Consider the following 19677-nt stretch of genomic DNA (forward strand, 5'->3'; position numbering starts at 1 on the left):
TCCTGCCACACTCGCCGCATGACCGACCGGTGGGCGCTCGCTCCGGCCGAGGACGGTGGCGTGGACGTCGCCCCCCTCGGTCCGGACGGGCTGCCCGCCGGCCCGGTACGGCGGGAGGCGGATCCCGCCGAGGCCGTGCGGAGCCGTCCCGGCGTCACGCGGTGGGTGTGGCGGTCCACCGCCGAGGTCTACCCGCGCCTGCTCGCCACGGGGGTGCGAGTGGAGCGGGCGTACGACATCGAGGCCGCCGAGACGCTCCTGCTCGGCCACGAGGGGCGGTACGGGGAACCCCGTTCGGCCGCGGCCGCGCTGGCCCGGCTGCGCGGCGGCCCCGTACCGCCCGATCCGCCGCAGCGGGCGGCCGAACCGGGCGCCCAGTCGCCGCTGTTCGAGCCCCAGGGCATCCCGCTGCCGCTGACGGACCTCCTCGCGGTCTACGCCGAGCAGCTGCGGCGGACGGACGCGACCGCGCGCCCCGACCGGATGCGGCTGCTGACGGCCGCCGAGTCGGCGGGGATGCTGGTGGCCACCGAGATGAACCGCGCGGGACTGCCCTGGCGGGCGGACGTGCACCGCGCGGTCCTGCACGACCTGCTCGGCGAGCGGTACGCGGGCGGCGGCGAGCCGCGCCGGCTGGCCGAGCTCGCCGAGGAGGGGTCCGCCGCCTTCGGCCGACGGGTGCGGCCCGACCTGCCGGCCGACGTCGTCAAGGCCTTCGCGCAGGCCGGGATCAAGGTCACCTCCACCCGCCGCTGGGAGATCGAGTCCGTCGACCACCCGGCCGTGAAACCGCTGCTGGAGTACAAGAAGCTGTACCGCATCTGGGTCGCCCACGGCTGGTCCTGGCTCCAGGACTGGGTGCGCGAGGGCCGCTTCCGGCCCGAGTTCCTCGCGGGCGGCACCGTGACCGGCCGCTGGGTGACCAACGGCGGTGGCGCCCTGCAGATCCCCAAGGTGATCCGCCGCGCGGCCGTCGCCGACCCGGGCTGGCGGCTCGTCGTCGCCGACGCCGACCAGATGGAGCCGCGGGTCCTGGCGGCGATCTCCCGCGACCCCGGGCTGATGGAGGTGGCCGGCCGGGAGACCGACCTGTACCAGTCGGTGTCCGACCGCGCCTTCTCCGGAGACCGCGCGCAGGCCAAACTCGCCGTCCTCGGCGCGGTCTACGGCCAGACCTCCGGCGACGGCCTGAAGAACCTCGCCGCTCTCAGACGCCGCTTCCCGAAGGCCGTGGCGTTCGTCGACGAGGCCGCCCGGGCGGGCGAGGAGGGCCGGCTCGTACGGACCTGGCTGGGCCGCACCTGCCCGCCGGCCGCGCGTGCGACGGACGACGCGGTCGAGGAGGCGGGCATTCCGGCGGCGTCCGACGAGGACTCCCGCCCCTGGACACCCGGCTACGCCTCGACCGACGCCCGCGCCCGCGGCCGCTTCGCCCGCAACTTCGTGGTCCAGGGCAGCGCGGCCGACTGGGCGCTGCTGCTGCTCGCCGCGCTGCGGCAGACCCTGAACGGCATGGCCGCCGAACTGGTCTTCTTCCAGCACGACGAGGTGATCGTGCACTGTCCCGAGGAGGAGGCGGAGGCAGTGGTGACGGCGATCCGGGAGGCCGCCGACCTCGCCGGCCGGCTGACGTTCGGCGAGACGCCGGTGCGGTTCCCGTTCACGACGGCGGTGGTGGAGTGCTACGCCGACGCCAAGTGATCATCCGGCCGGGCGGTCTCGGTCGGTCAGGTCGAGGGCGTCGCCCCGTCGGCCGGTGAGGAAGTGCCGTCCCGCGAGGTCGCCGAGCGCGTACGCCTCCGCCACCTCGTCCCCGAGCCGCCGCGCCACACGCAACGCGGCCCGCCCCAGCACCTCCGTCTCGGCGACACGGCCCCGGCGCAGCAGATAGGGGTGAAGGCGACAGAACAGCACGGAGACGTGAACGGCTCGGTGGTCGGAAGTACGGGAAGGGCCGGACTGGTCCGGCAGGCGGGGCGGGCCGAACTGGTCCGGCGGGCCGGACGGTTCTGTGTGGCGCTCCACCAGGGTGACGATGTTCTCCAGTTCCCGGTCGCCCCAGGCGAGGGCCGCCGCGGCGTCGGCGAACGGGGCGACGGTGCCGACGTGAGCCGTGTGCTCGGGCGGCTGCAACGGTGTCGGGCGGCGGCGGTCGTCCTGGTCGTGGCCGGGTCCGCCGATCGCGGTGAGCATGCGTGCGGCGACGGCGGCGTACCAGCGCAGGGCGATCACGACGGGTCGCCGCCGGTGCCGTCGGCGTCGGCGTCGGCGTCGGCGTCGGCGTCGGCGTCGGCGTCGGCGTCGGCGTCGGCGTCGGCGTCGGCGGCACGCTCCCGGGCGAAGTCGCGGACCAGGTCGTGCGGGACGTAACGGCCGTACGCGGTCTCCTCCATGAGGGCGACGTCGACCAGCCGGTCCAGCGCGGCCTCGGCCCGGGGCTCGTCGGTGCCGATGAGCCGGGCCAGCAGCGGCACACCGTAGCCGGGCAGGTCCAGGGCGCCGATGCGGCACAGGGCGAGGGCCGCGTCGCGGTCGGCCTCGCGGTCGGAGGCGGCGAGCGCGTCGAGCGCGACGGCCAGCGAACGCCGGACACTGAGGTCGTCGTACTCCAGGTGCGACAACCGGCTGTCGGCGGCGGACAGTTGGCCGGCCAGCACGTCCGGGGTGAGGGCCCGGCGCGCGGCCAGCCGGGCCGCGACGATCCGCAGGGCCAGCGGCAGACGGCCGGTGAGCGCGACCAAGGGGTGCCCGGCGTCCAGCCCGTCCCGTCCGGAAGCCGCGCGCAGCAGGGCGGCGCTCTCCTCGCCGGACAGCGGGCCGAGCGGGAAGCGGGCGGCACCGTCGAGGGCGGCGAGCGGTGAGCGGCTGGTGACGATCACCGCGCAGCCGGTGCCGGCCGGCAGCAGCGGACGTACCTGGGCGGCGTTCACGGCGTCGTCCAGCACCAGCAGCGTGCGGGTCGGCGCGAGCAGGGAGCGCAGCAACGCCGCCGCCGACGCCGGGTGTTCGGGAATGTCGCGGGGCGCGGTTCCGAGGTCGCGGAGGAGTGCGGTGAGCGCCTGGGCCGGGGTGAGGGGCGCCGTGCCGGGGGTCGCGCCGTGCAGGCCGATGTGGAGCTGCCCATCGCTGAAACGTTCCGTCAGCATATGCGCGACATGCAGCGCCAGTGCGCTCTTGCCGACTCCGGCCGTACCGCTGATGACGGCGACGGCGGGCACCGCCGGCCGCGGCCGCCGGGTGAGCACCCGCAGCAGTTCGTCCCGTACGTCGGTACGGCCGGTGAAATGGGCCGGTGGCGGCGGCAGTTGCGCGGGCCGCGGCACGGCGGACACACCCGCGGCCGGCCCGGACCCACCACCTCCGTCCCCCGCAACGCCACCCTCACCCGCACCTCCGGCACCTCCTCGATCTCCCGGACCTCCCGGGCCTCCGGAAACCCCGTCTCCGGGAACCCCGGGTACCCCAGGAACTCCGGCAGCTTCGGAAAGCCCGGCAACTCCGGAGCTGCTGACGGAAACTCCGGGGCCACCGCTGTGGCCTCCGACGCCTGCAAGCCCCTCAGGGCACGCACTCCCTCCCGACCCTTCCGAGCCTCCAGGACGTTCGTCGCACGCCCCCTCGCCGCTCCCCCGCAGCACCTCCACATGGGCCTCGCGTACGGCCCGACCCGGCTCGACGCCGAGTTCCTCCACGAGGCGGGCCCGCAGATCACGGTGGACCACCAGCGCCTCCGCCTGGCGGCCGGTGCGGTGCAGGGCGAGCATCAACTGCCGGTGGTATCCCTCCCTGAGCGGATACTCGGCGGCCAGCGCGGCCAGTTCGGGCACGAGTCCGGCCAGTCGCCCGCCGTCGAGGGCGAGTTCGGCGTCGTACCGCCATTCCAGGAGCAGCAGCCGGGCCTCCCGCAACCGCCGCACCAGGGCGTATCCGCCGACCTCCGCCGGCAGTCCGGCCAGCGGCGTCCCCCGCCACAGCGCGAGCGCGGCCGTGCACTCGCGCACCACCCGCGCCCAGTCCCGTCGGGCGTGCGCGGCGCGCGCGGCGGCGGTGCGGGCGTCGAAGACCTGGACGTCCAGCTCGCCCTCGCCGACCCGCAGCACATACCCGGTGGGCACGGTGACGAGCCGTTCCGGATCGTCGAGCAGTCGTCGCAACCGGGCCACGTGGTTGTGCAGCGAGGGCTGCGCGGAGGCGGGCGGCGCCCCGCCCCACATCGCGTCCTTCAGCGCCTCGACGGAGACGACGCGCCCGGCGTCGAGCAGCAGGGCGGCGAGGAGCGTACGCATCTTGGGACTGCCGATGCTCCGGACGGCCCCCGCGCACCCGTCCTCGCCGGGTCGATCGTCCCCGGGGTCGCCGTCAAAGAGGACCGGCACCCCGAGCAGTCCGAACCGCAGCCCGCGCCGTGTCACGTCGCACCACTGCCTTCCGGGTGCCCGAACGGAGAACCATTGGCCACATGTTAGCGACCCGTTGGCAAGATCTGATGTGATCACTACAACGGATCCGGCCCGGGGGTGCGCGCGTAGAACGCGCAGCTCGGGGGAGTGTCGCTGCCGTGGCCCGATCCGTCCCACGAGGGACCCCCGGTCGCCGGACACGAACGACCGGGCCCCTCGTCCCCTCCCTCTCCCCGTCCACCGCTCCGCACGGCTTCAGCGGCGGCCTTGCCCGCGGGGAAAATCCCGGGCCGCTTCCGGGCAACGGCCGGTCAAGGCCGTCGGTGTCGACGTAGCCGTGTCACCGCAGCTCCTCGATGAGGCGCCGGTACGTGTCGAAGGCCGCCTTGGGTGTGTAGTCGTCGCGCAGGAGACCGAAACCGTGGAAGAGCCCTTCGGCACTGCTGTCGGCGTCCCGCAGCGAGAAGAAGGAGTATCCGTCGATGTTCAGGTCGGCGGCGAGAGCATCCACGGTCCGTACGACGGTTTCGAGTACCGCGGACTGCCGTCGCTCGCTGCGGCCCGGGCCGGTGGGCCAGCCGTTCTCGCAGACGCGGATCGGGACGCTGCCGGGGATGCCGGCCCGCGGCAGGTCGTCGCGCCGGAACGCGGTGAGCACCGCGGTGACCGCATCGGCCAACTGCCCGGCGGCGACGGGACGGAACACGTCCGGGAAGAAGTCCAGGCCGACGTAGTCGAGGCTCCGCCGGAAGCGGTCGTCGGCCAGGGCACCGAGGTCGGACCAGAAGGTGTCGGCCGGGTCGAAGGTCGGCACGGCGTTGAAGCCGACCTCCAGGTCGCTGCCCAGGGCGCGGGCCTCCCGCTTGGCCGCGACCACTCCCTCGACGAGCGCGGTCAGCACATTGGGCGTGCTGCCGTCGAGCACGGGCAGGTCGGCGTTGGGCTCTTCGCAGATCTGGACGGACGCCAGACCCGGCCCGCCGGCGCGGACGGCCTCACGGACGAACTCCGGCCACCCGTCCAACGCCCCGGACGGCTCACGGAACTGCAGCACGAGGTCCAGCGTGCGGCCACGCCGGAGATACGCCGCGGGATCGGCGGGCGCGGGCGGTAACGGCACCGCCGTCGCCGCGAACGAACGGTAGGCGCGCACCGACAGGGTGGCCGCGTCGCCCTGGAGCGCGTCGAGCGCCTCGCTGATGCGGTCGGGCTCATCCGGACGGACCGGATGCACGATGCCCTGCTCGTCGCCCAGGACCCCACCGGGATAGATGCCGAAACGCAAAGTCATGCCCCCTCACCTAATTTTTGGTGTCACTCCAATTTTTCAGTGACACTATCATCCGGGGCATGGGACTTCGAGAGCTGAAGAAGCGGCAGACCCGCACGGCGATCGCCGACGCGGCCCTGCCGCTGTTCCTGGAGCACGGTTTCGACCAGGTCACGGTCGCCGAGGTGGCCCGGCACGCAGGCGTCTCCACGAACACCGTGTTCAACTACTTCCCCACCAAGGAAGACCTCTTCTTCGACCGCCAGGCGGAGGTCGAGGGCCACCTCGCCGCACTGGTACGCGACCGCGCGCCCGGCACCTGCCCGGTGGAGGCCGTCCGCGACGACCTGCTGACCGCCCTGCGGCACGACGACCCCGCACTCGGCTTCCATCCCGAGGCACCCCGGTTCTGGCAGGTCATCCACGACAGCGCCGCACTGCTCGCCCGCGAACGCGAGATCGGCGAACGCGCCGAGGCCGCGTTGGCGACCGCTCTGGCCGCACACCCGCCGACCGCCACCGGACCGAGCAGGGCCGACACCGCGCTGCTCGCCCTCCTCGCAGGCGCCGTCGCCGGCACACACCGGGCCGCCCTGCGCGAACTGCGACAACGCATCCTGTCCGGCGAACCACCGACGGACGCCCGCGACAGCATCGCCGCAGCCGCGGCCCGCGCATTCGACCTCCTCTGCTCCGGCCTCCACACCGCCACCGCCACGGACACCGCCACCACCACGGCCCCCGACCGCACGCCGCAGTGACGCCGACCTCCCGCCCCGGCCGGCACACACCGGCCGGTGCGGCGGTTCCCCGCGTCGGACGGCACGGTCGAGCGCGAACTGCGAAGACGGCTCGAGGAGTTGGTCCTGCGCCACGCCCGGCCCGACGACCGATCGGCCGGCCTCGTCGCACTGCTCCACCGTGCCCAGCTGCACCGCCTGGCCCGCCCCGGCCTGCCGCGCAAGGAGGTCGCGCCACGGATGAAGGAGATTTCCGCAGGGCAGTGGGCGGGTGAGAGTGCGCAGAAGGCGATCCGGGACATGCAGGCGGCGATGACGGCGGTGGCCCTGGTCACCATGCGAAGCCGACCGGCCCACACCGCGTCGGCACACCGGGCGGCCACGGCCTGCACGCGCGGGACGGAGACCGCCCCGCGGCAGGCCCGCCCGTGCGGCGCCTCACGCCCGAGCAACACAAGAGGCCAGACCACGAGCTACGTGATCTGGCCTCTGCCTGGAGCCGCCTTCGGGATTCGAACCCGAGACCTACGCATTACGAGTGCGTTGCTCTGGCCATCTGAGCTAAGGCGGCGCGCTGCGCACCATGGTGCGATCAGCAACGCCGGTAAGTCTACACAGTTTCCGGAGGTGCTTCGTACCAGCCCCGGAGGCGGGCCGGAGTGGCCGCCTCCGGGTGGTCGTACCGACTATGAGCAGCGCTTGCCGTCCGTGGGCGGGGTGCCGTCGAGCAGGTAGGCGTTGATCGCGGAGTCGATGCAGTCGCTGCCGCGGCCGTAGGCGGTGTGGCCGTCGCCCTCGTAGGTGAGCAGGCGGGCCGAGGACAGCTGGCCGGCGAGGGCCTCGGCCCAGCGGTACGGGGTCGCCGGGTCGCGGGTGGTGCCGACGACGACGATCGGGGCGGCGCCCTTCGCCTCGATGCGCTGCGCCTCACCCGTGGCCCGCACCGGCCAGTACGCGCAGTTCAGCGAGGCCCAGGCGAGGCCCTCGCCGAACACCGGGGACGCCTTGCGGAAGTCGGGCAGGGCCCGCCGCACCTCGTCCGGCGAGTCGAAGGCGGGCGGCAGGTCGAGGCAGTTGACGGCCGCGTTGGCGAACATCAGGTTGCTGAAGTCGGCGCCCGCACCGCGTTCGTAGTAGCCGTCGGCGAGGACCAGGAGTCCGGCGCCGTCCTTCTCGCGCATCGCGGCGGTCAGCGCCTCGCGGAGCTGCTGCCAGGCACTCTCGTCGTACAGGGCGGCGATCACGCCCATCGTCGCCAGCGACTCGGTGAGGTTGCGGCCGTCGGCGTCGCCGGTGGGGACCGGCCGGGTGTCGAGGCCGGCGAAGAACGCCTTGAGGCGCTCGCCGACCTGCGCGGGCGTGGTGCCACGGCCGCCGAGCGGGCAGTCGCTCTGCCGGACGCAGTCCTTCGCGAAGGCGGTGAACGCCGTGTCGAAGCCCGCCGTCTGTTCGAGGTTGAGCCGCCGCGCGGGCAGTGAGGGGTCCACGGCGCCGTCCAGGACGAGACGGCCCGCCCGGTGCGGAAACAGTCCGGCGTAGGTCGCGCCGAGGAACGTGCCGTACGAGGCGCCGACGTAGTGCAGCTTCCGGTCGCCCAGCGCGGCCCGCACGATGTCCATGTCGCGGGCCGCCTCGACGGTCGACACATGGCGCAGCAGCTTCGGCGCGTCCGCACCACAGCCCTCGGCGAACTTCTTGTACGCCGCGACCAGCGTGTCGATCTCCCCGGCGTCGTCCGGGGTGACGTCCGTGCGCGTGTACGCGTCCATCGCGGGCCCGTCGAGGCATTCGACGGGTTCGCTGCGGGCCACGCCCCGGGGGTCGACGGCCACCATGTCGTAGCGGGCGCGCACGCCGGCCGGATAGCCGACACCGGCGTACGCCTGGAGGTAGCCGATCGCCGAGCCGCCCGGCCCGCCGGGGTTGACCAGCAGGGAGCCCAGTCGCTTCCCCGGGCCGGTGGCCTTCTTGCGGGCCACGGCGAGGCGGACGTCACCGGCGGACGGTTCGGCGTAGTCGAGCGGGGCCTTCAGCGTGGCGCACTGGAAACCGGGGGCGCCGCAGTCCCGCCAGGCGGGCCTCTGCTCGTAGTACGGCTCGAGGGCCGCGGGAGTGGAGCGGGGCAGCGGGGTGAGGGCGGGCACCTCCTCCGCCGCGGCCGCCGCCGAGCCGACGGGACGCGTCGTGCTCCCGAAGGAGCAGCCGGAGGTCAGCAGCGCGACGGCGGCGAGCAGACAGGCTCCGGTGCGGGTTCTGCGGAGGATGCGCCTTGTGTCCATACAGCGATGGTAACTCTCCGCAATCGCACGAGTACGGTGCGCGCATGCTGTGCCTCGTACGAGTGACGTCGTCAAGCGGGCACCGCGGTCGCGGACGGGAGTGTTCAGCCGGCTCTGAGGGCCATCGTCATCGCCTCCACCGCGAGGAGCGGGGCCACATTGCGGTCGAGGGCCTCACCGCACGCGGCGATCGCCTCGATGCGGCGGAGCGTGGCCTCGGGCGAGCTGCCGCGGGCCAGACGCTCCAGCACGTCCTCGGCGTCCGTGTTGGCGAGCGCGACCCGGGTGCCCAGCTGGAGGGCGAGGACGTCGCGGTAGAAGCTGGTCAGGTCGGTCAGGGCGACGTCGAGGCTGTCGCGCTGGGTGCGCGTCCTGCGGCGCTTCTGCATGTCCTCCAGGTCCTTGACGGCGCCCGCGGTGCCGCGCGGCAGCCGGCCGCCCTGGGCGGCGCCGAGCGCGGCCTTCAGCTCTTCGGTCTCCTTGCTGTCCATCTCCTCGGCGAGCTGCTTGGCGTCCTCCGCGGCGGCGTCGACGAGTTCCTGGGCGGCCTTGAGCGCGCCGCCGATGTCCTCGACCCGCAGCGGCAGCTTCAGCACCGAGGCGCGGCGCTCGCGGGCGGCGGGGTCGGTGGCCAGGCGGCGGGCCCGGTCGACATGGCCCTGGGTGGCGCGGGCGACGGCCGCGGCGACGGCCGGCTCGATGCCCTCGCGTCTGATGAGCATGTCGGCGACGGCGTCCACCGACGGCGTGCTCAGGTTGAGGTGGCGGCAGCGGGAGCGGATCGTCGGCAGGACGTCCTCGATGGACGGTGCGCAGAGCAGCCACACGGTGCGGGGCGCGGGCTCCTCGACGGCCTTGAGGACGGCGTTGGCGGACTTCTCGTTCAGCCGCTCGGCGTCCTCGACGAGGATCACCTGCCAGCGGCCGTTGGCCGGGGAGGTGAACGACTTGCGGACGGTGTCGCGCATGTCCTTGACCAGGATCTCCGAGCCGACGGCGGCGACCGAGCTGACGTCGGCGTGGGTGCCGACCAGGGCGGTGTGGCAGCCGTCGCAGAAGCCGCAGCCGGGGGATCCGCCGAGGGCGCGGTCGGGGCTGACGCACTGCAGCGCGGCGGCGAAGGCGCGCGCCGCCTGGTTGCGGCCCGCGCCGGGCGGGCCCGTGAACAGCCAGGCGTGCGTCATCTTCGACGCCTCGGGCGGGGGCGCGTCGGACGCCGCCGCGGTGACGAGGGCGTCGGCGTCCCGGGCGGCGGCGGCGAGCTGCTCGCTCACCCGCTCCTGCCCGACGAGGTCGTCCCACACGGTCATGGGTCAGCCCGCCCTTCCGTCACGTCCGCCACGTCCGTCCTACGGCATCCATTGTGCGGGTGGGCACTGACAACGACCGGACCCGGCCACCGTCACCGACGGCGCCGGTCACGGAACGTCCCGGCGCGGACGCCCCTCGGCGCGTACGCCGCCACGCCACGCCGGTGAGCCACGCGGCCGGCCCGAGCCCGTACGTCACCGAAGCCCCGGCAGCACGCACGCCGCCGAAGCCTCGGCCCGCCACGGCCCGTGCACGACCGCCGCCCCGCGCGTGCCGGTGCGGCTCAGCGCCGCCCGCCCCGCCCGCGGCCGCCGCCCTCGTCGCCGTACTCGTCGTCGCGCGGGCCCAGCAGTTCGTCCGCCAGGGACGGCAGGTCGTCCAGCGGGGTCTCCTCGGCCCAGTCGGGCCGCTGCCGGCGCCGGCGGGGCGTGGCCTCCGGGTCGACCTGCGGCAGTTCCCGCGTACGGTCCTCCGGCCCCTCGGGTGCGTGGTGGCCGTCGTAGCCGCCCGCCGGGCGCTCGTCCCGGAAGTAGCCGGGCGGCACCCGGTCCGCGGGCCCCTGCTCGTCCCCGCGGACGGGCGGCAGCACCGCCGTCTCGTCCGCGGCGCCCGGCGGAACCGGCGGCAGCACCGCCGTCTCGTCGGCCGCGCCCGGCGGAACCGGCGGCTTCGGGAGTTCGGTCGTCACCTCGGCGTCGGACACCCGGGAGTCGCCGGACCGCTGCCCGGCGTCCTCGTCCCGCACCCGGGACAGCACCGTGGTCTCGTCGGAGGGGCCGCCCGGGCCGTCCGGCTGCACCACCGGCGTCGGCACGGTCACGGCCTCGTCGACGTCCCGACGGGCCGATGCGGGCCCGGTGGAACGCGGGTCCGCCGGGGCCGTCGTCGTCCTGGGGCCGGCCTCCGCCGCGGCCGCGGCCTGCTCGGCGAGCCGCCTGGCCTCCTCCGCGCGGAGCAGCGCCTCCTCGGCCTTGCGCTGCTTCTCCAGGCGCGCGGCCTCGGCCTCGGCGCGCAGCCGCTCCTCCTCCTCGGCCTGCTTGCGCCGGCGCTCCTCATCGGCCCTGCGGCGCGCCTCCTCCTCGGCGAGCAGCCGCCGGTGCTCCTCCTCCGCGCGGCGGCGCGCCTCCTCGGCCCGCTGCCGGGCCTCCTCCGCCTGCCGCTCGGCCTCGCGCCGCTGCGCCTCCTCCAGCTCGCGCCGCTTGCGCTCCTCCTCCTCGGCGCGCAGCCGCGCCAGCTGCTCCTGGCGCTCGCGCTCCAGGCGCTCCTCCTCGGCCTTGCGGGCCGCCTCTTCCTCCGCCTTGCGGCGGGCCTCCTCCTCGGCCTTGCGGCGCGCCTCCTCACGGGCCTGGATCTCGGCCTCGGACAGCGGCAGCACCTGGTCCAGCCGGTGCCGGATCACCGCACCGACGGCCTCCGGCTCCTGACCGGCGTCGACCACCAGGTAGCGGCCGGGGTCGGCGGCGGCCAGCGTGAGGAAACCGGCCCGCACGCGCGCGTGGAACTCGGCGGGCTCCGACTCCAGCCGGTCCGGGGCCTCGGTGAATCGCTCCCGCGCGGTCTCCGGCGACACGTCGAGGAGGACCGTCAGCTGAGGGACCAGGCCGTTGGTCGCCCAGCGGTTGATGCGGGCGATCTCGGTCGGCGACAGATCCCGCCCGGCGCCCTGGTAGGCCACCGACGAGTCGATGTACCGGTCGGTGATGACGACGGCGCCGCGCTCCAGGGCGGGCCGTACGACGGTGTCGATGTGCTCGGCCCGGTCCGCGGCGTACAGCAGTGCCTCCGCGCGGTGCGACAGGCCGGCGCTGGAGACGTCCAGCAGGATGGAGCGCAGCCGCTTGCCGACCGGTGTCGCGCCGGGTTCGCGGGTGAGGACGACCTCGTGGCCCTTGCCCCTGATCCACTCGGCGAGGGCCTCGGCCTGGGTGGACTTCCCGGCGCCGTCGCCGCCCTCCAGGGCGATGAAGAAGCCGGAGGCGGCGGGCTTCTGCTCGGGGTCGTCGCCGCCGAGCAGCGCGTCGCGCAGGTCCTGCCGCAGCGGCACCCCGGAACGGTCGTCGACCTTGGCCAGCACCAGCGCGGCCACCGGCAGGAGCAGCGCGCCCACCAGCATCAGCGTGAAGGCGGCGCCGCCGTGCGCGAAGACGAAGCGGCCGTTCTCCAGCCGGTGCGGTCCGATGCCCGCGGCCACGGCCGGGGCGATCACCGCGCCGAGCGCCACGAACACCCGGACCACCGCGTGCAGGTGCTCGGTGGTGCGGGCCCGGCGCTGGTCCTCGCTCTCCTGGTCGAGCAGGGTGTGCCCGGTGTTGGCGGCCAGGCCCGCGCCGACGCCGGCCAGCGCCATGATCAGCAGCACGCTGGTGACGTCCGGGACGAGTCCCGCGGCCAGCAGCGCGACGCCGGTGAAGGCGAGGGCGATCGCGAGCAGCCGGCGGCGCGACAGGGCGGGCAGCAGGGCGGGCGCCGTGCGGATGCCGACGACGACGCCGCCGGTCAGGGCGCCGGCCTGGAGGCCGTACAGCACGGGGCCGCCGCCGAGGTCCTTGGCGTGCAGCACCGACACGGCGACCGCGGCCGCCACGGCGCCGGCGACGGAGGCCGACGCGAGCACCAGCAGCGGCATCGCGCCGGTGCGGCCCTTGTCGGGACCGGAGCCGCTCTTGGGGCGGCGCAGGCCCTCCAGCGGCGACCGGGCGCGGGGCGTGCGGGTGCCGGGCAGGTCCAGGAAGGTCAGTACGGACAGCGACGCGGCGAACAGTCCGGCCGCGACGTACGAGGCGAGGGCCGCCTGGTGTTCGGCGAACCAGACGACGCCGGTGCCGAGCAGGTTGTTGAACAGGGACGCGACGACGAGGGTGACGGCCGCGAGCGGTATCGCGAGGAAGCCGGTGCGCAGCGACAGGCGGCGCAGCGCGTCCATGTGGTCGGGCAGCGGCCGCACCGTCGCGCCCTCCGGGGGCGGGGCGGGCAGCAGCGCGGGCGCGGCGCTCTCGCGGCACACCGTCCAGAACCGCTCGGCGACACCGGCCACGAAGGCGGTGACCAGGAGGACGGCGAGGGCGTCCCCGGGCATCCAGTCGATCCACAGCGGCGCCACGATCAGCAGCGCGGCGCGCAGACCGTCCGCGCCGACCATCGTCCAGCGGCGGTCCAGCGGGCCGTCCTGCGAGGTGAGCGAGGTGAGCGGGCCGAGGAGTACGGCACCGAACAGCAGCGTCGCGAGGATGCGCACCCCGAAAACGGTCGCCACTGCGAACGCCGCTCCCCGGTAGCCCCCGCCGAAGGCTCCTTCGGCGACGGCGGCCTGAAGGGCGAGGAGGACCAGGACCAGGAGGGCGAGGACGTCACCGACGCCGCCCACGAGCTGCGCGCTCCACAGCCTTTTCAGCTGCGGCCGGCGCAGCAGGGCGCGGACGGCACGCTCTCGTGAGTCCGCGACAAGGGAGTCGTCGGGGGCCGGTTGAGGGGCCGTTGGCTGCTCGGCTCGCGTCATGCGTTCAGCCTATCGGCCCGCGCCGACAGCCCGGCACGACACTCCTGACATGCACACGCCCCGACACCGAAGTGTTGCCGGAGCGTTCGCATTCCGAACCCTGGGCGAAGACCGCCCAGGGGGCTCGGTCGTCAGTCCTCCGCCGTGTTCGAAGCGGACGCCTTCGTGGCGGCGGCCTTCTTCGCCGTCGTCGTCTTGGCGGCCGTCTTCTTCGCGGTCGTGGTCTTCTTCGCCGCGGTCTTCTTGGCGGCCGCCGTCTTCTTCGCCGGCGCCTTCTTGGCCGTCGTCTTCTTGGCGGTCTTCTTCGCCGTCTTCTTGGCCGGACCCTTCGCCCGCTTCTCGGCGAGCAGCTCGAAGCCGCGCTCCGGTGTGATCGTCTCGACGCTGTCGCCGGAGCGCAGGGTCGCGTTGGTCTCGCCGTCGGTGACGTACGGGCCGAAGCGGCCGTCCTTCACCACGACCGGCTTCTCGCTCACCGGGTCGGTGCCCAGCTCCTTCAGCGGCGGCTTGGCCGCGGCCCGGCCGCGCTGCTTGGGCTGGGCGTAGATCGCCAGCGCCTCTTCCAGCGTGATCGTGAAGAGCTGCTCCTCGGACTGCAGCGACCGCGAGTCGGTGCCCTTCTTCAGATACGGCCCGTAGCGGCCGTTCTGCGCGGTGATCTCCTGGCCCTCGGTGTCGGTGCCGACCACGCGCGGCAGCGACATCAGCTTCAGCGCGTCGTCGAGGGTCACCGTGTCCAGGGACATCGACTTGAAGAGCGAGGCGGTGCGCGGCTTGACCGCGTTCTTCCCGGTCTTCGGCGTGCCCTCGGGCAGGATCTCCGTGACGTACGGGCCGTAGCGGCCGTCCTTGGCGACGATCGCGTGGCCGGTCGCCGGGTCGGTGCCCAGCTCGAAGTCGCCGCTCGGCTTGGCGAGCAGTTCCTCGGCGAGCTCGACGGTCAGCTCGTCGGGCGCCAGGTCGTCCGGGATGTCGGCGCGCTGGTGCTGCTCGGTGTCCTTCTCGCCGCGCTCGATGTACGGGCCGTAGCGGCCGACCCGCAGCACGATGTCGTTGCCCACCGGGAACGACGACACCTCGCGCGCGTCGATCGCGCCCAGGTCGGTGACCAGTTCCTTGAGGCCGCCGAGGTGGTCCCCGTCGCCGTTGCCCGCCTCGGCCGCGTCACCGTTGCTGGTGCCCTCGCCGAAGTAGAAGCGCTTCAGCCACGGCACGGCCCGCGCCTCGCCGCGCGCGATGCGGTCGAGGTCGTCCTCCATCCTGGCGGTGAAGTCGTAGTCGACGAGCCGGCCGAAGTGCTTCTCCAGCAGGTTGACCACGGCGAAGGAGAGGAAGGACGGCACCAGCGCCGTGCCCTTCTTGAACACGTAGCCGCGGTCGAGGATCGTGCCGATGATCGACGCGTACGTCGACGGGCGGCCGATCTCCCGCTCCTCCAGCTCCTTGACCAGCGAGGCCTCGGTGTAGCGGGCCGGGGGCTTGGTGGCGTGCCCGTCGACCGTGATCTCCTCGGCGGTGAGCGCGTCGCCCTCGCCGACCTGCGGCAGCCGGCGCTCGCGGTCGTCGAGCTCGGCGTTCGGGTCGTCGGCGCCCTCGACGTACGCCTTGAGGAAGCCGTGGAAGGTGATCGTCTTGCCGGACGCGCTGAACTCGACGTCCCGGCCGTCGGCCGCGGTGCCGCCGATCTTCACGGTGACGGAGTTGCCGGTCGCGTCCTTCATCTGGGAGGCGACGGTCCGCTTCCAGATCAGCTCGTACAGCTTGAACTGGTCGCCGGTCAGGCCGGTCTCGGCGGGCGTACGGAAACGGTCGCCCGAGGGGCGGATCGCCTCGTGCGCCTCCTGCGCGTTCTTCACCTTGCCCGCGTAGGTGCGCGGCTGCGGCGGGAGGTAGTCGGCGCCGTACAACTGCGTGACCTGGGCGCGGGCGGCGGCGATCGCCGTCTCGCTCAGGGTCGTCGAGTCCGTACGCATGTAAGTGATGTAGCCGTTCTCGTACAGCTTCTGCGCGATCTGCATGGTGGCCTTCGCGCCGAAGCCGAGCTTGCGGCTCGCCTCCTGCTGCAGCGTCGTCGTACGGAACGGCGCGTACGGCGAGCGGCGGTACGGCTTGGACTCGACGGAACGCACGGCGAACCGCGTGTCCTCCAGGGCGGCGGCCAGCGCGCGGGCGTTCGCCTCGTCGAGGTGGAGGGTGTTGGCGCTCTTGAGCTGCCCCAGGGAGTCGAAGTCGCGGCCCTGTGCGACGCGCCGTCCGTCGACCGTCTGGAGGCGGGCGACCAGGGACGACGGGTCGGAGGCGTCACCGGCGCGGCCGGTCGCGAAGGTGCCGGTCAGGTCCCAGTACTCGGCGGAGCGGAACGCCATGCGCTCGCGTTCCCGCTCGACCACGAGCCGGGTCGCGACGGACTGGACGCGGCCGGCGGACAGCCGGGGCATGACCTTCTTCCACAGGACCGGCGAGACCTCGTAGCCGTAGAGGCGGTCGAGGATGCGGCGGGTCTCCTGGGCGTCGACCAGCTTCTGGTTGAGCTGGCGCGGGTTGGCCACGGCCTCGCGGATGGCGTCCTTGGTGATCTCGTGGAACACCATGCGCTTGACCGGGATCTTCGGCTTGAGCACTTCCTGCAGGTGCCAGGCGATGGCCTCGCCCTCGCGGTCCTCATCGGTGGCGAGGAAGAGTTCGTCGGACTCCTTCAGCAGGTCCTTCAGCTTCTTGACCTGGGCCCGCTTATCAGCGTTGACCACATAGATCGGCTGGAAGTCGTGGTCGACGTCCACACCGAGGCGGCGGACTTCACCGGTGTACTTCTCGGGTACCTCGGCAGCGCCGTTGGGAAGGTCGCGAATGTGCCCGACGCTCGCCTCGACGATGTAGCCAGGGCCCAGGTAGCCCTTGATCGTCTTCGCCTTGGCAGGCGACTCGACGATGACGAGTCGGCGGCCGCCCTTCGCGGTCTCGCTGGTCGGGGACAACTTCGCTCTTCTCTCCGGTCGACGCTCGGGCCTCCCCAGGCGGTTCCTCCCGGGGTCGGGTCATGGTGACGCTGCGGAGTGTGACGGTACATCCCGCCCCCGTGTCAAACGGGAAAAGCCCGCAACGGCCACTCGAACGGTAACCCGACTACCACCGTTCCTGCCGCCCGGAGTGTCCAGACTCGGCCCGCCCTTGTGCGGAGCGCGATCCACCGGTCACGGGCAGCGGTTATGCTTCTCCGCTCTTCACAGGCGGGTGAAGCACCATGCGCCGAGGGCCAGGGAGAGCGTCGCGACGACGCCGGCGACGGTGGCGGATGCGACGGGGCTCACACCGTGGGCGACCGGGCGGTGCTGCCGGACGCGCGTCACGGTCCAGGCCAGCAAACTGGCCCCGAACAGGCAGAACACCATTCCCGCGAAGATCGCCGGCCCGCTTTCCATGGCCCCGGCCCTCTCTTTCCCCGTGCGCTGGTACCGCCCCGCGGCGAGGCTGTCACGCCGCGGCGACCCGCACGCGAACCGGAGGTGAACGCGAGGGCTACGGGCGGGGCGCCCCGGGCCGCGAGCGGACCCGGGGCTCCTCGACGGAGTTTTCTGCCCGATGTGAAAAAGGCGGAGCCGCGTCGCCGCGCGCCTGGTGCAGGAGCGGTCAGTGGGAGTGATGTGACTGCCGAGACCGTCTGGGCTCCAGTGGACGGTGCGTCCTCGCGGGGTCAGCGCCCGGTGCCGACCGGCTCCAGGAAACCCTGTTCGACCAGCAGCCGGATCTGGGCCGGCGTACGGTCGCGCAGCACCACCGGGTCCTCGCCCAGGAGCTGGGCGATGGCGTCCAGGATCCGGCCCGCGCTCATGCTGCCGTCGCACACGCCCGCGAAGCCCGCGCCGATCGTGTCCACCCGGGTGGCCCGGCGCATGCCGCGGTTCTGGCGCAGCACGACGTGCTCCGGGTCCTCCGCGCCGGGCAGCCCTACCTGTTCCTGCACGACCTCGTCGGCCAGCCGGAAGTGCGCCTCCAGCAGCGCCGCGTCGTCGTGCGCCCGCAGGTAGTCGAGCCGGTCGAAGTGCGCCCTGACCGTCTCGCCGAGCGGCTGCTCGACCGGGTGCGGCCACTCCTCGACCGTGACCGACGGAACGGCGGAACCCGTCCTGCGCAGGGTGATCCAGCCGAAGCCGACCGCCCGCACCTTGCGCGCCTCGAACTCGTCCAGCCACGCGTCGTACCGCGCCCGGTACGCGGCCGGGTCCCCGCGGTGGTCGCCCGCGTCCCGCAGCCACAGCTCGGCGTACTGGGTGATGTCCTGCACCTCGCGCTGCACGATCCACGCGTCGCAGCCGCGGGGCACCCACGACCTGAGTCTGTCCTGCCAGTCCTCCCCCTCCACGTGCTGCCAGTTGGCGAGGAACTGCGCGAACCCGCCCCGGTTCAGCCGCTCCCCCGCCTCCTGAACGAGCGTCCGGCACAGATCGTCCCCGCCCATCCCGCCGTCGCGGTAGGTGAGCCGCGCCCCGGGTGAGATCACGAACGGCGGGTTGGACACGATCAGGTCGTACGTCTCGTCGTCCCGGACCGGCGTGAACAGCGACCCCTCGCGCAGGTCGGCGGCCGGGACGCCGGACAGTGCCAGCGTCAGCGCGGTGATGTGCAGGGCGCGCGGGTTGACGTCGGTGGCGGTGACGCGGGTGGCGTGCCGGGCGGCGTGCAGCGCCTGGATGCCGGAGCCGGCCCCGACGTCGAGCGCGGAGGCCACGGGCGTACGGACGGTGATGCCGGCCAGGGTGGTGGAGGCGCCGCCGACGCCGAGCACGACGCCCTCGTCCCGGCTGCCGATGCCTCCTGCGCCGCCGACCGCGCACCCGAGGTCGGACACGATGTACCAGTCCTCACCGGCCGGCCCGCCGTACGGCCGTACGTCCACGGTCGCGGCGAGTTCGTCCGCGCCGGCGCGCGTCAGCCACCCGCTGTCCAGGCACACGTCGACGGGCAGCACGTCCGCGAGGCGCGCGTGCGCCACCGGCTGCTGCAGCAGGAACAGCCGTACGAGCAGCTCCGGCGGCGTGTTCCCGCGGGTGGCCCGCAGGGCGGGCACGGTCTCGCTGCGGGCCAGTGCCGCGTAGGCGGGGGCGCCGAGCAGTTCGAGCAGTCCGTCGGCGGTGAAGGAGGCGCGGAGCAGCGCGTCCCGCAGCCGGGCGGCGGCTTCGGGACGGTCGGACGAGGGCAGGGGCGGCAGGCTGGCGTCACTCACGCCCTCCATTGTGGCCGCCGCCCCGGCCCGGCGCGCCCCGCGCCCGCTCGCGGACCGCCCGGCGCCGGCCGGCGGCCCCGCCGCGCGAGCGCTGACGAGGCGTCCGGGACCGCCGACGTGGCGTCCCGGGACCGGCCCCAGGGGCCCGTGAGCCGCTGTGGTGGCGCCCCGTGGTGGCCGTCGGGGCGCCGTCGCGTCGCTGCTGTCGCGGCGTCAGCCCTTCGTGGCCTGCGCCGGCGCGGTGGCGGTCCGGCAGCTCTCCTGCCGGGACATCGCCTCGCCGACCTCGCCCTCCTCCAGGGCGCTGAGGGCGTCGCTGCCGCTCTTGCTGAGCTTCTCCAGCTCGGAGGCGATGTCCTTGAGGCCGTCGGCGAACTTCGCCTGGTCGTCGGTGTCCAGGCCGTCGACCTGCTTCTTCAGCGAGGCGTAGGACGTGGAGATGCTGTTGAGCTCCTTGACCGCGTCCTTCTGCTTCTTCTCGCCGTCCTCGACGTCGGGCGCACCGGCCTTGGTCACGGCGGCACCGATCGCCTTGTAGGCGTCGGACATGTCCTGGAAGGCCTTCGAGTCGGCCTTCTGGACCTCTTCCGGCGTGCTGTTGTCCGAGGTCTCCTTCTGGATGGCGGCGTTGGCCGATCTGATCTTCGCGGCCTGCGGCTGCACCGCGTCGCAGACCTGCTTCGCCCAGGCGTCGAGCTTCTCGTCGCTGTCGTCGCCGCCGCATCCCGTCAGCGCCAGTACCAGTACCGCACCGCCGGACAGTGCGGCCGCGAGCTTCTTGTTCACCGGATTGGTCCCTTCCATGGCTCTCGGCCCCGGAACATACACGCCGGATGGGCTACGCCCACCCGCCGAACGTCCGCTAAGAGACATTTGAAGCCATTTGCACCAAGCGAGAGAAGATTCACGACCGGGGGTGCGCCCACGGAAAGGGCGGGCGGCGCGTCAACGCGCGCCGCC

At 73.7% G+C, this 19677-nt stretch carries 12 protein-coding genes, 1 tRNA gene and 1 pseudogene; 3 read left to right on the top strand and 11 right to left on the bottom strand.

Annotated features, from left to right (window positions below; all coding sequences use genetic code 11):
* The first annotated feature begins 18 nt into the window (after nt 1-18).
* Nucleotides 19-1701: a bifunctional 3'-5' exonuclease/DNA polymerase gene (locus FGW31_RS15495; protein WP_142194007.1), complete on the top strand. Its 1683-nt coding sequence runs from the start codon at nt 19-21 to the stop codon at nt 1699-1701.
* Here the strand turns inward: FGW31_RS15495 and FGW31_RS35955 are convergent, their stop codons facing one another.
* The 3 genes from FGW31_RS35955 to FGW31_RS15505 form a co-directional block, all read right to left on the bottom strand.
* Entirely contained in the window at nt 1702-2232 is a 531-nt protein-coding gene (locus FGW31_RS35955) for a hypothetical protein (RefSeq protein ID WP_182675258.1), read from the bottom strand.
* On the bottom strand, nt 2229-4286 hold the full coding sequence (locus FGW31_RS15500) for an AfsR/SARP family transcriptional regulator (RefSeq protein ID WP_221891771.1): 2058 nt from the start codon (nt 4284-4286) through the stop codon (nt 2229-2231). Before FGW31_RS15500 ends, FGW31_RS35955 begins: the two co-directional genes overlap by 4 nt.
* A 454-nt stretch (nt 4287-4740) precedes the next feature.
* A complete protein-coding gene (locus tag FGW31_RS15505) occupies nt 4741-5691 on the bottom strand; it encodes a hypothetical protein (RefSeq protein WP_142194008.1) in 951 nt (316 codons plus the stop codon).
* Between the two features lie 59 nt (nt 5692-5750).
* Between FGW31_RS15505 and FGW31_RS15510 the strand changes: the two genes are divergently transcribed.
* A complete protein-coding gene (locus tag FGW31_RS15510) occupies nt 5751-6431 on the top strand; it encodes a TetR/AcrR family transcriptional regulator (protein ID WP_142194009.1) in 681 nt (226 codons plus the stop codon).
* 36 nt (nt 6432-6467) lie between these two features.
* Nucleotides 6468-6701 (top strand): annotated as a pseudogene (locus FGW31_RS35655) (GPP34 family phosphoprotein); the annotation flags it as partial.
* A gap of 203 nt (nt 6702-6904) precedes the next feature.
* Here FGW31_RS35655 and FGW31_RS15520 read toward each other — a convergent pair.
* The 8 genes from FGW31_RS15520 to FGW31_RS15555 form a co-directional block, all read right to left on the bottom strand.
* Nucleotides 6905-6981, bottom strand: a tRNA-Thr gene (locus tag FGW31_RS15520).
* A 115-nt stretch (nt 6982-7096) separates the two neighbouring features.
* Complete coding sequence (locus FGW31_RS15525) at nt 7097-8689, bottom strand: alpha/beta hydrolase (protein ID WP_142194010.1); 1593 nt, start codon at nt 8687-8689, stop codon at nt 7097-7099.
* 104 nt (nt 8690-8793) lie between these two features.
* The gene (locus tag FGW31_RS15530; protein ID WP_142194011.1) at nt 8794-9999 is read right to left on the bottom strand and encodes a DNA polymerase III subunit delta'; all 1206 of its coding nucleotides are present in this window, start codon (nt 9997-9999) and stop codon (nt 8794-8796) included.
* A gap of 284 nt (nt 10000-10283) precedes the next feature.
* A complete protein-coding gene (gene tmk / locus FGW31_RS15535) occupies nt 10284-13496 on the bottom strand; it encodes a dTMP kinase (protein ID WP_142194012.1) in 3213 nt (1070 codons plus the stop codon).
* A 131-nt stretch (nt 13497-13627) separates the two neighbouring features.
* Complete coding sequence (topA, locus tag FGW31_RS15540; protein WP_142194013.1) at nt 13628-16471, bottom strand: type I DNA topoisomerase; 2844 nt, start codon at nt 16469-16471, stop codon at nt 13628-13630.
* Nucleotides 16472-16717: 246 nt separating this feature from the next.
* Nucleotides 16718-16915, bottom strand: a complete 198-nt coding sequence (locus FGW31_RS15545) for a hypothetical protein (RefSeq protein WP_142194014.1) — start codon at nt 16913-16915, stop codon at nt 16718-16720.
* A gap of 272 nt (nt 16916-17187) precedes the next feature.
* Entirely contained in the window at nt 17188-18717 is a 1530-nt protein-coding gene (locus FGW31_RS15550) for a DUF7059 domain-containing protein (protein ID WP_142194015.1), read from the bottom strand.
* Between the two features lie 213 nt (nt 18718-18930).
* Nucleotides 18931-19521: a small secreted protein gene (locus tag FGW31_RS15555; RefSeq protein ID WP_142194016.1), complete on the bottom strand. Its 591-nt coding sequence runs from the start codon at nt 19519-19521 to the stop codon at nt 18931-18933.
* Between the last annotated feature and the right edge of the window lie 156 nt (nt 19522-19677).

The sequence above is a fragment of the Streptomyces calvus genome (assembly GCF_006782915.1).
Lineage (GTDB): Bacteria > Actinomycetota > Actinomycetes > Streptomycetales > Streptomycetaceae > Streptomyces > Streptomyces calvus.

Bases quoted from the DNA above. Each gene is read 5' to 3' on its own strand.
- FGW31_RS15495 (WP_142194007.1), top strand. From the start codon at position 19: ATGACCGACCGGTGGGCGCTCGCTCCGGCCGAGGACGGTGGCGTGGAC.
- FGW31_RS15500 (WP_221891771.1), bottom strand. From the start codon at position 4,286: ATGCGTACGCTCCTCGCCGCCCTGCTGCTCGACGCCGGGCGCGTCGTC.
- FGW31_RS15505 (WP_142194008.1), bottom strand. From the start codon at position 5,691: ATGACTTTGCGTTTCGGCATCTATCCCGGTGGGGTCCTGGGCGACGAG.
- FGW31_RS15510 (WP_142194009.1), top strand. From the start codon at position 5,751: ATGGGACTTCGAGAGCTGAAGAAGCGGCAGACCCGCACGGCGATCGCC.
- FGW31_RS15525 (WP_142194010.1), bottom strand. From the start codon at position 8,689: ATGGACACAAGGCGCATCCTCCGCAGAACCCGCACCGGAGCCTGTCTG.
- FGW31_RS15530 (WP_142194011.1), bottom strand. From the start codon at position 9,999: ATGACCGTGTGGGACGACCTCGTCGGGCAGGAGCGGGTGAGCGAGCAG.
- tmk (WP_142194012.1), bottom strand. From the start codon at position 13,496: ATGACGCGAGCCGAGCAGCCAACGGCCCCTCAACCGGCCCCCGACGAC.
- FGW31_RS15545 (WP_142194014.1), bottom strand. From the start codon at position 16,915: ATGGAAAGCGGGCCGGCGATCTTCGCGGGAATGGTGTTCTGCCTGTTC.
- FGW31_RS15555 (WP_142194016.1), bottom strand. From the start codon at position 19,521: ATGGAAGGGACCAATCCGGTGAACAAGAAGCTCGCGGCCGCACTGTCC.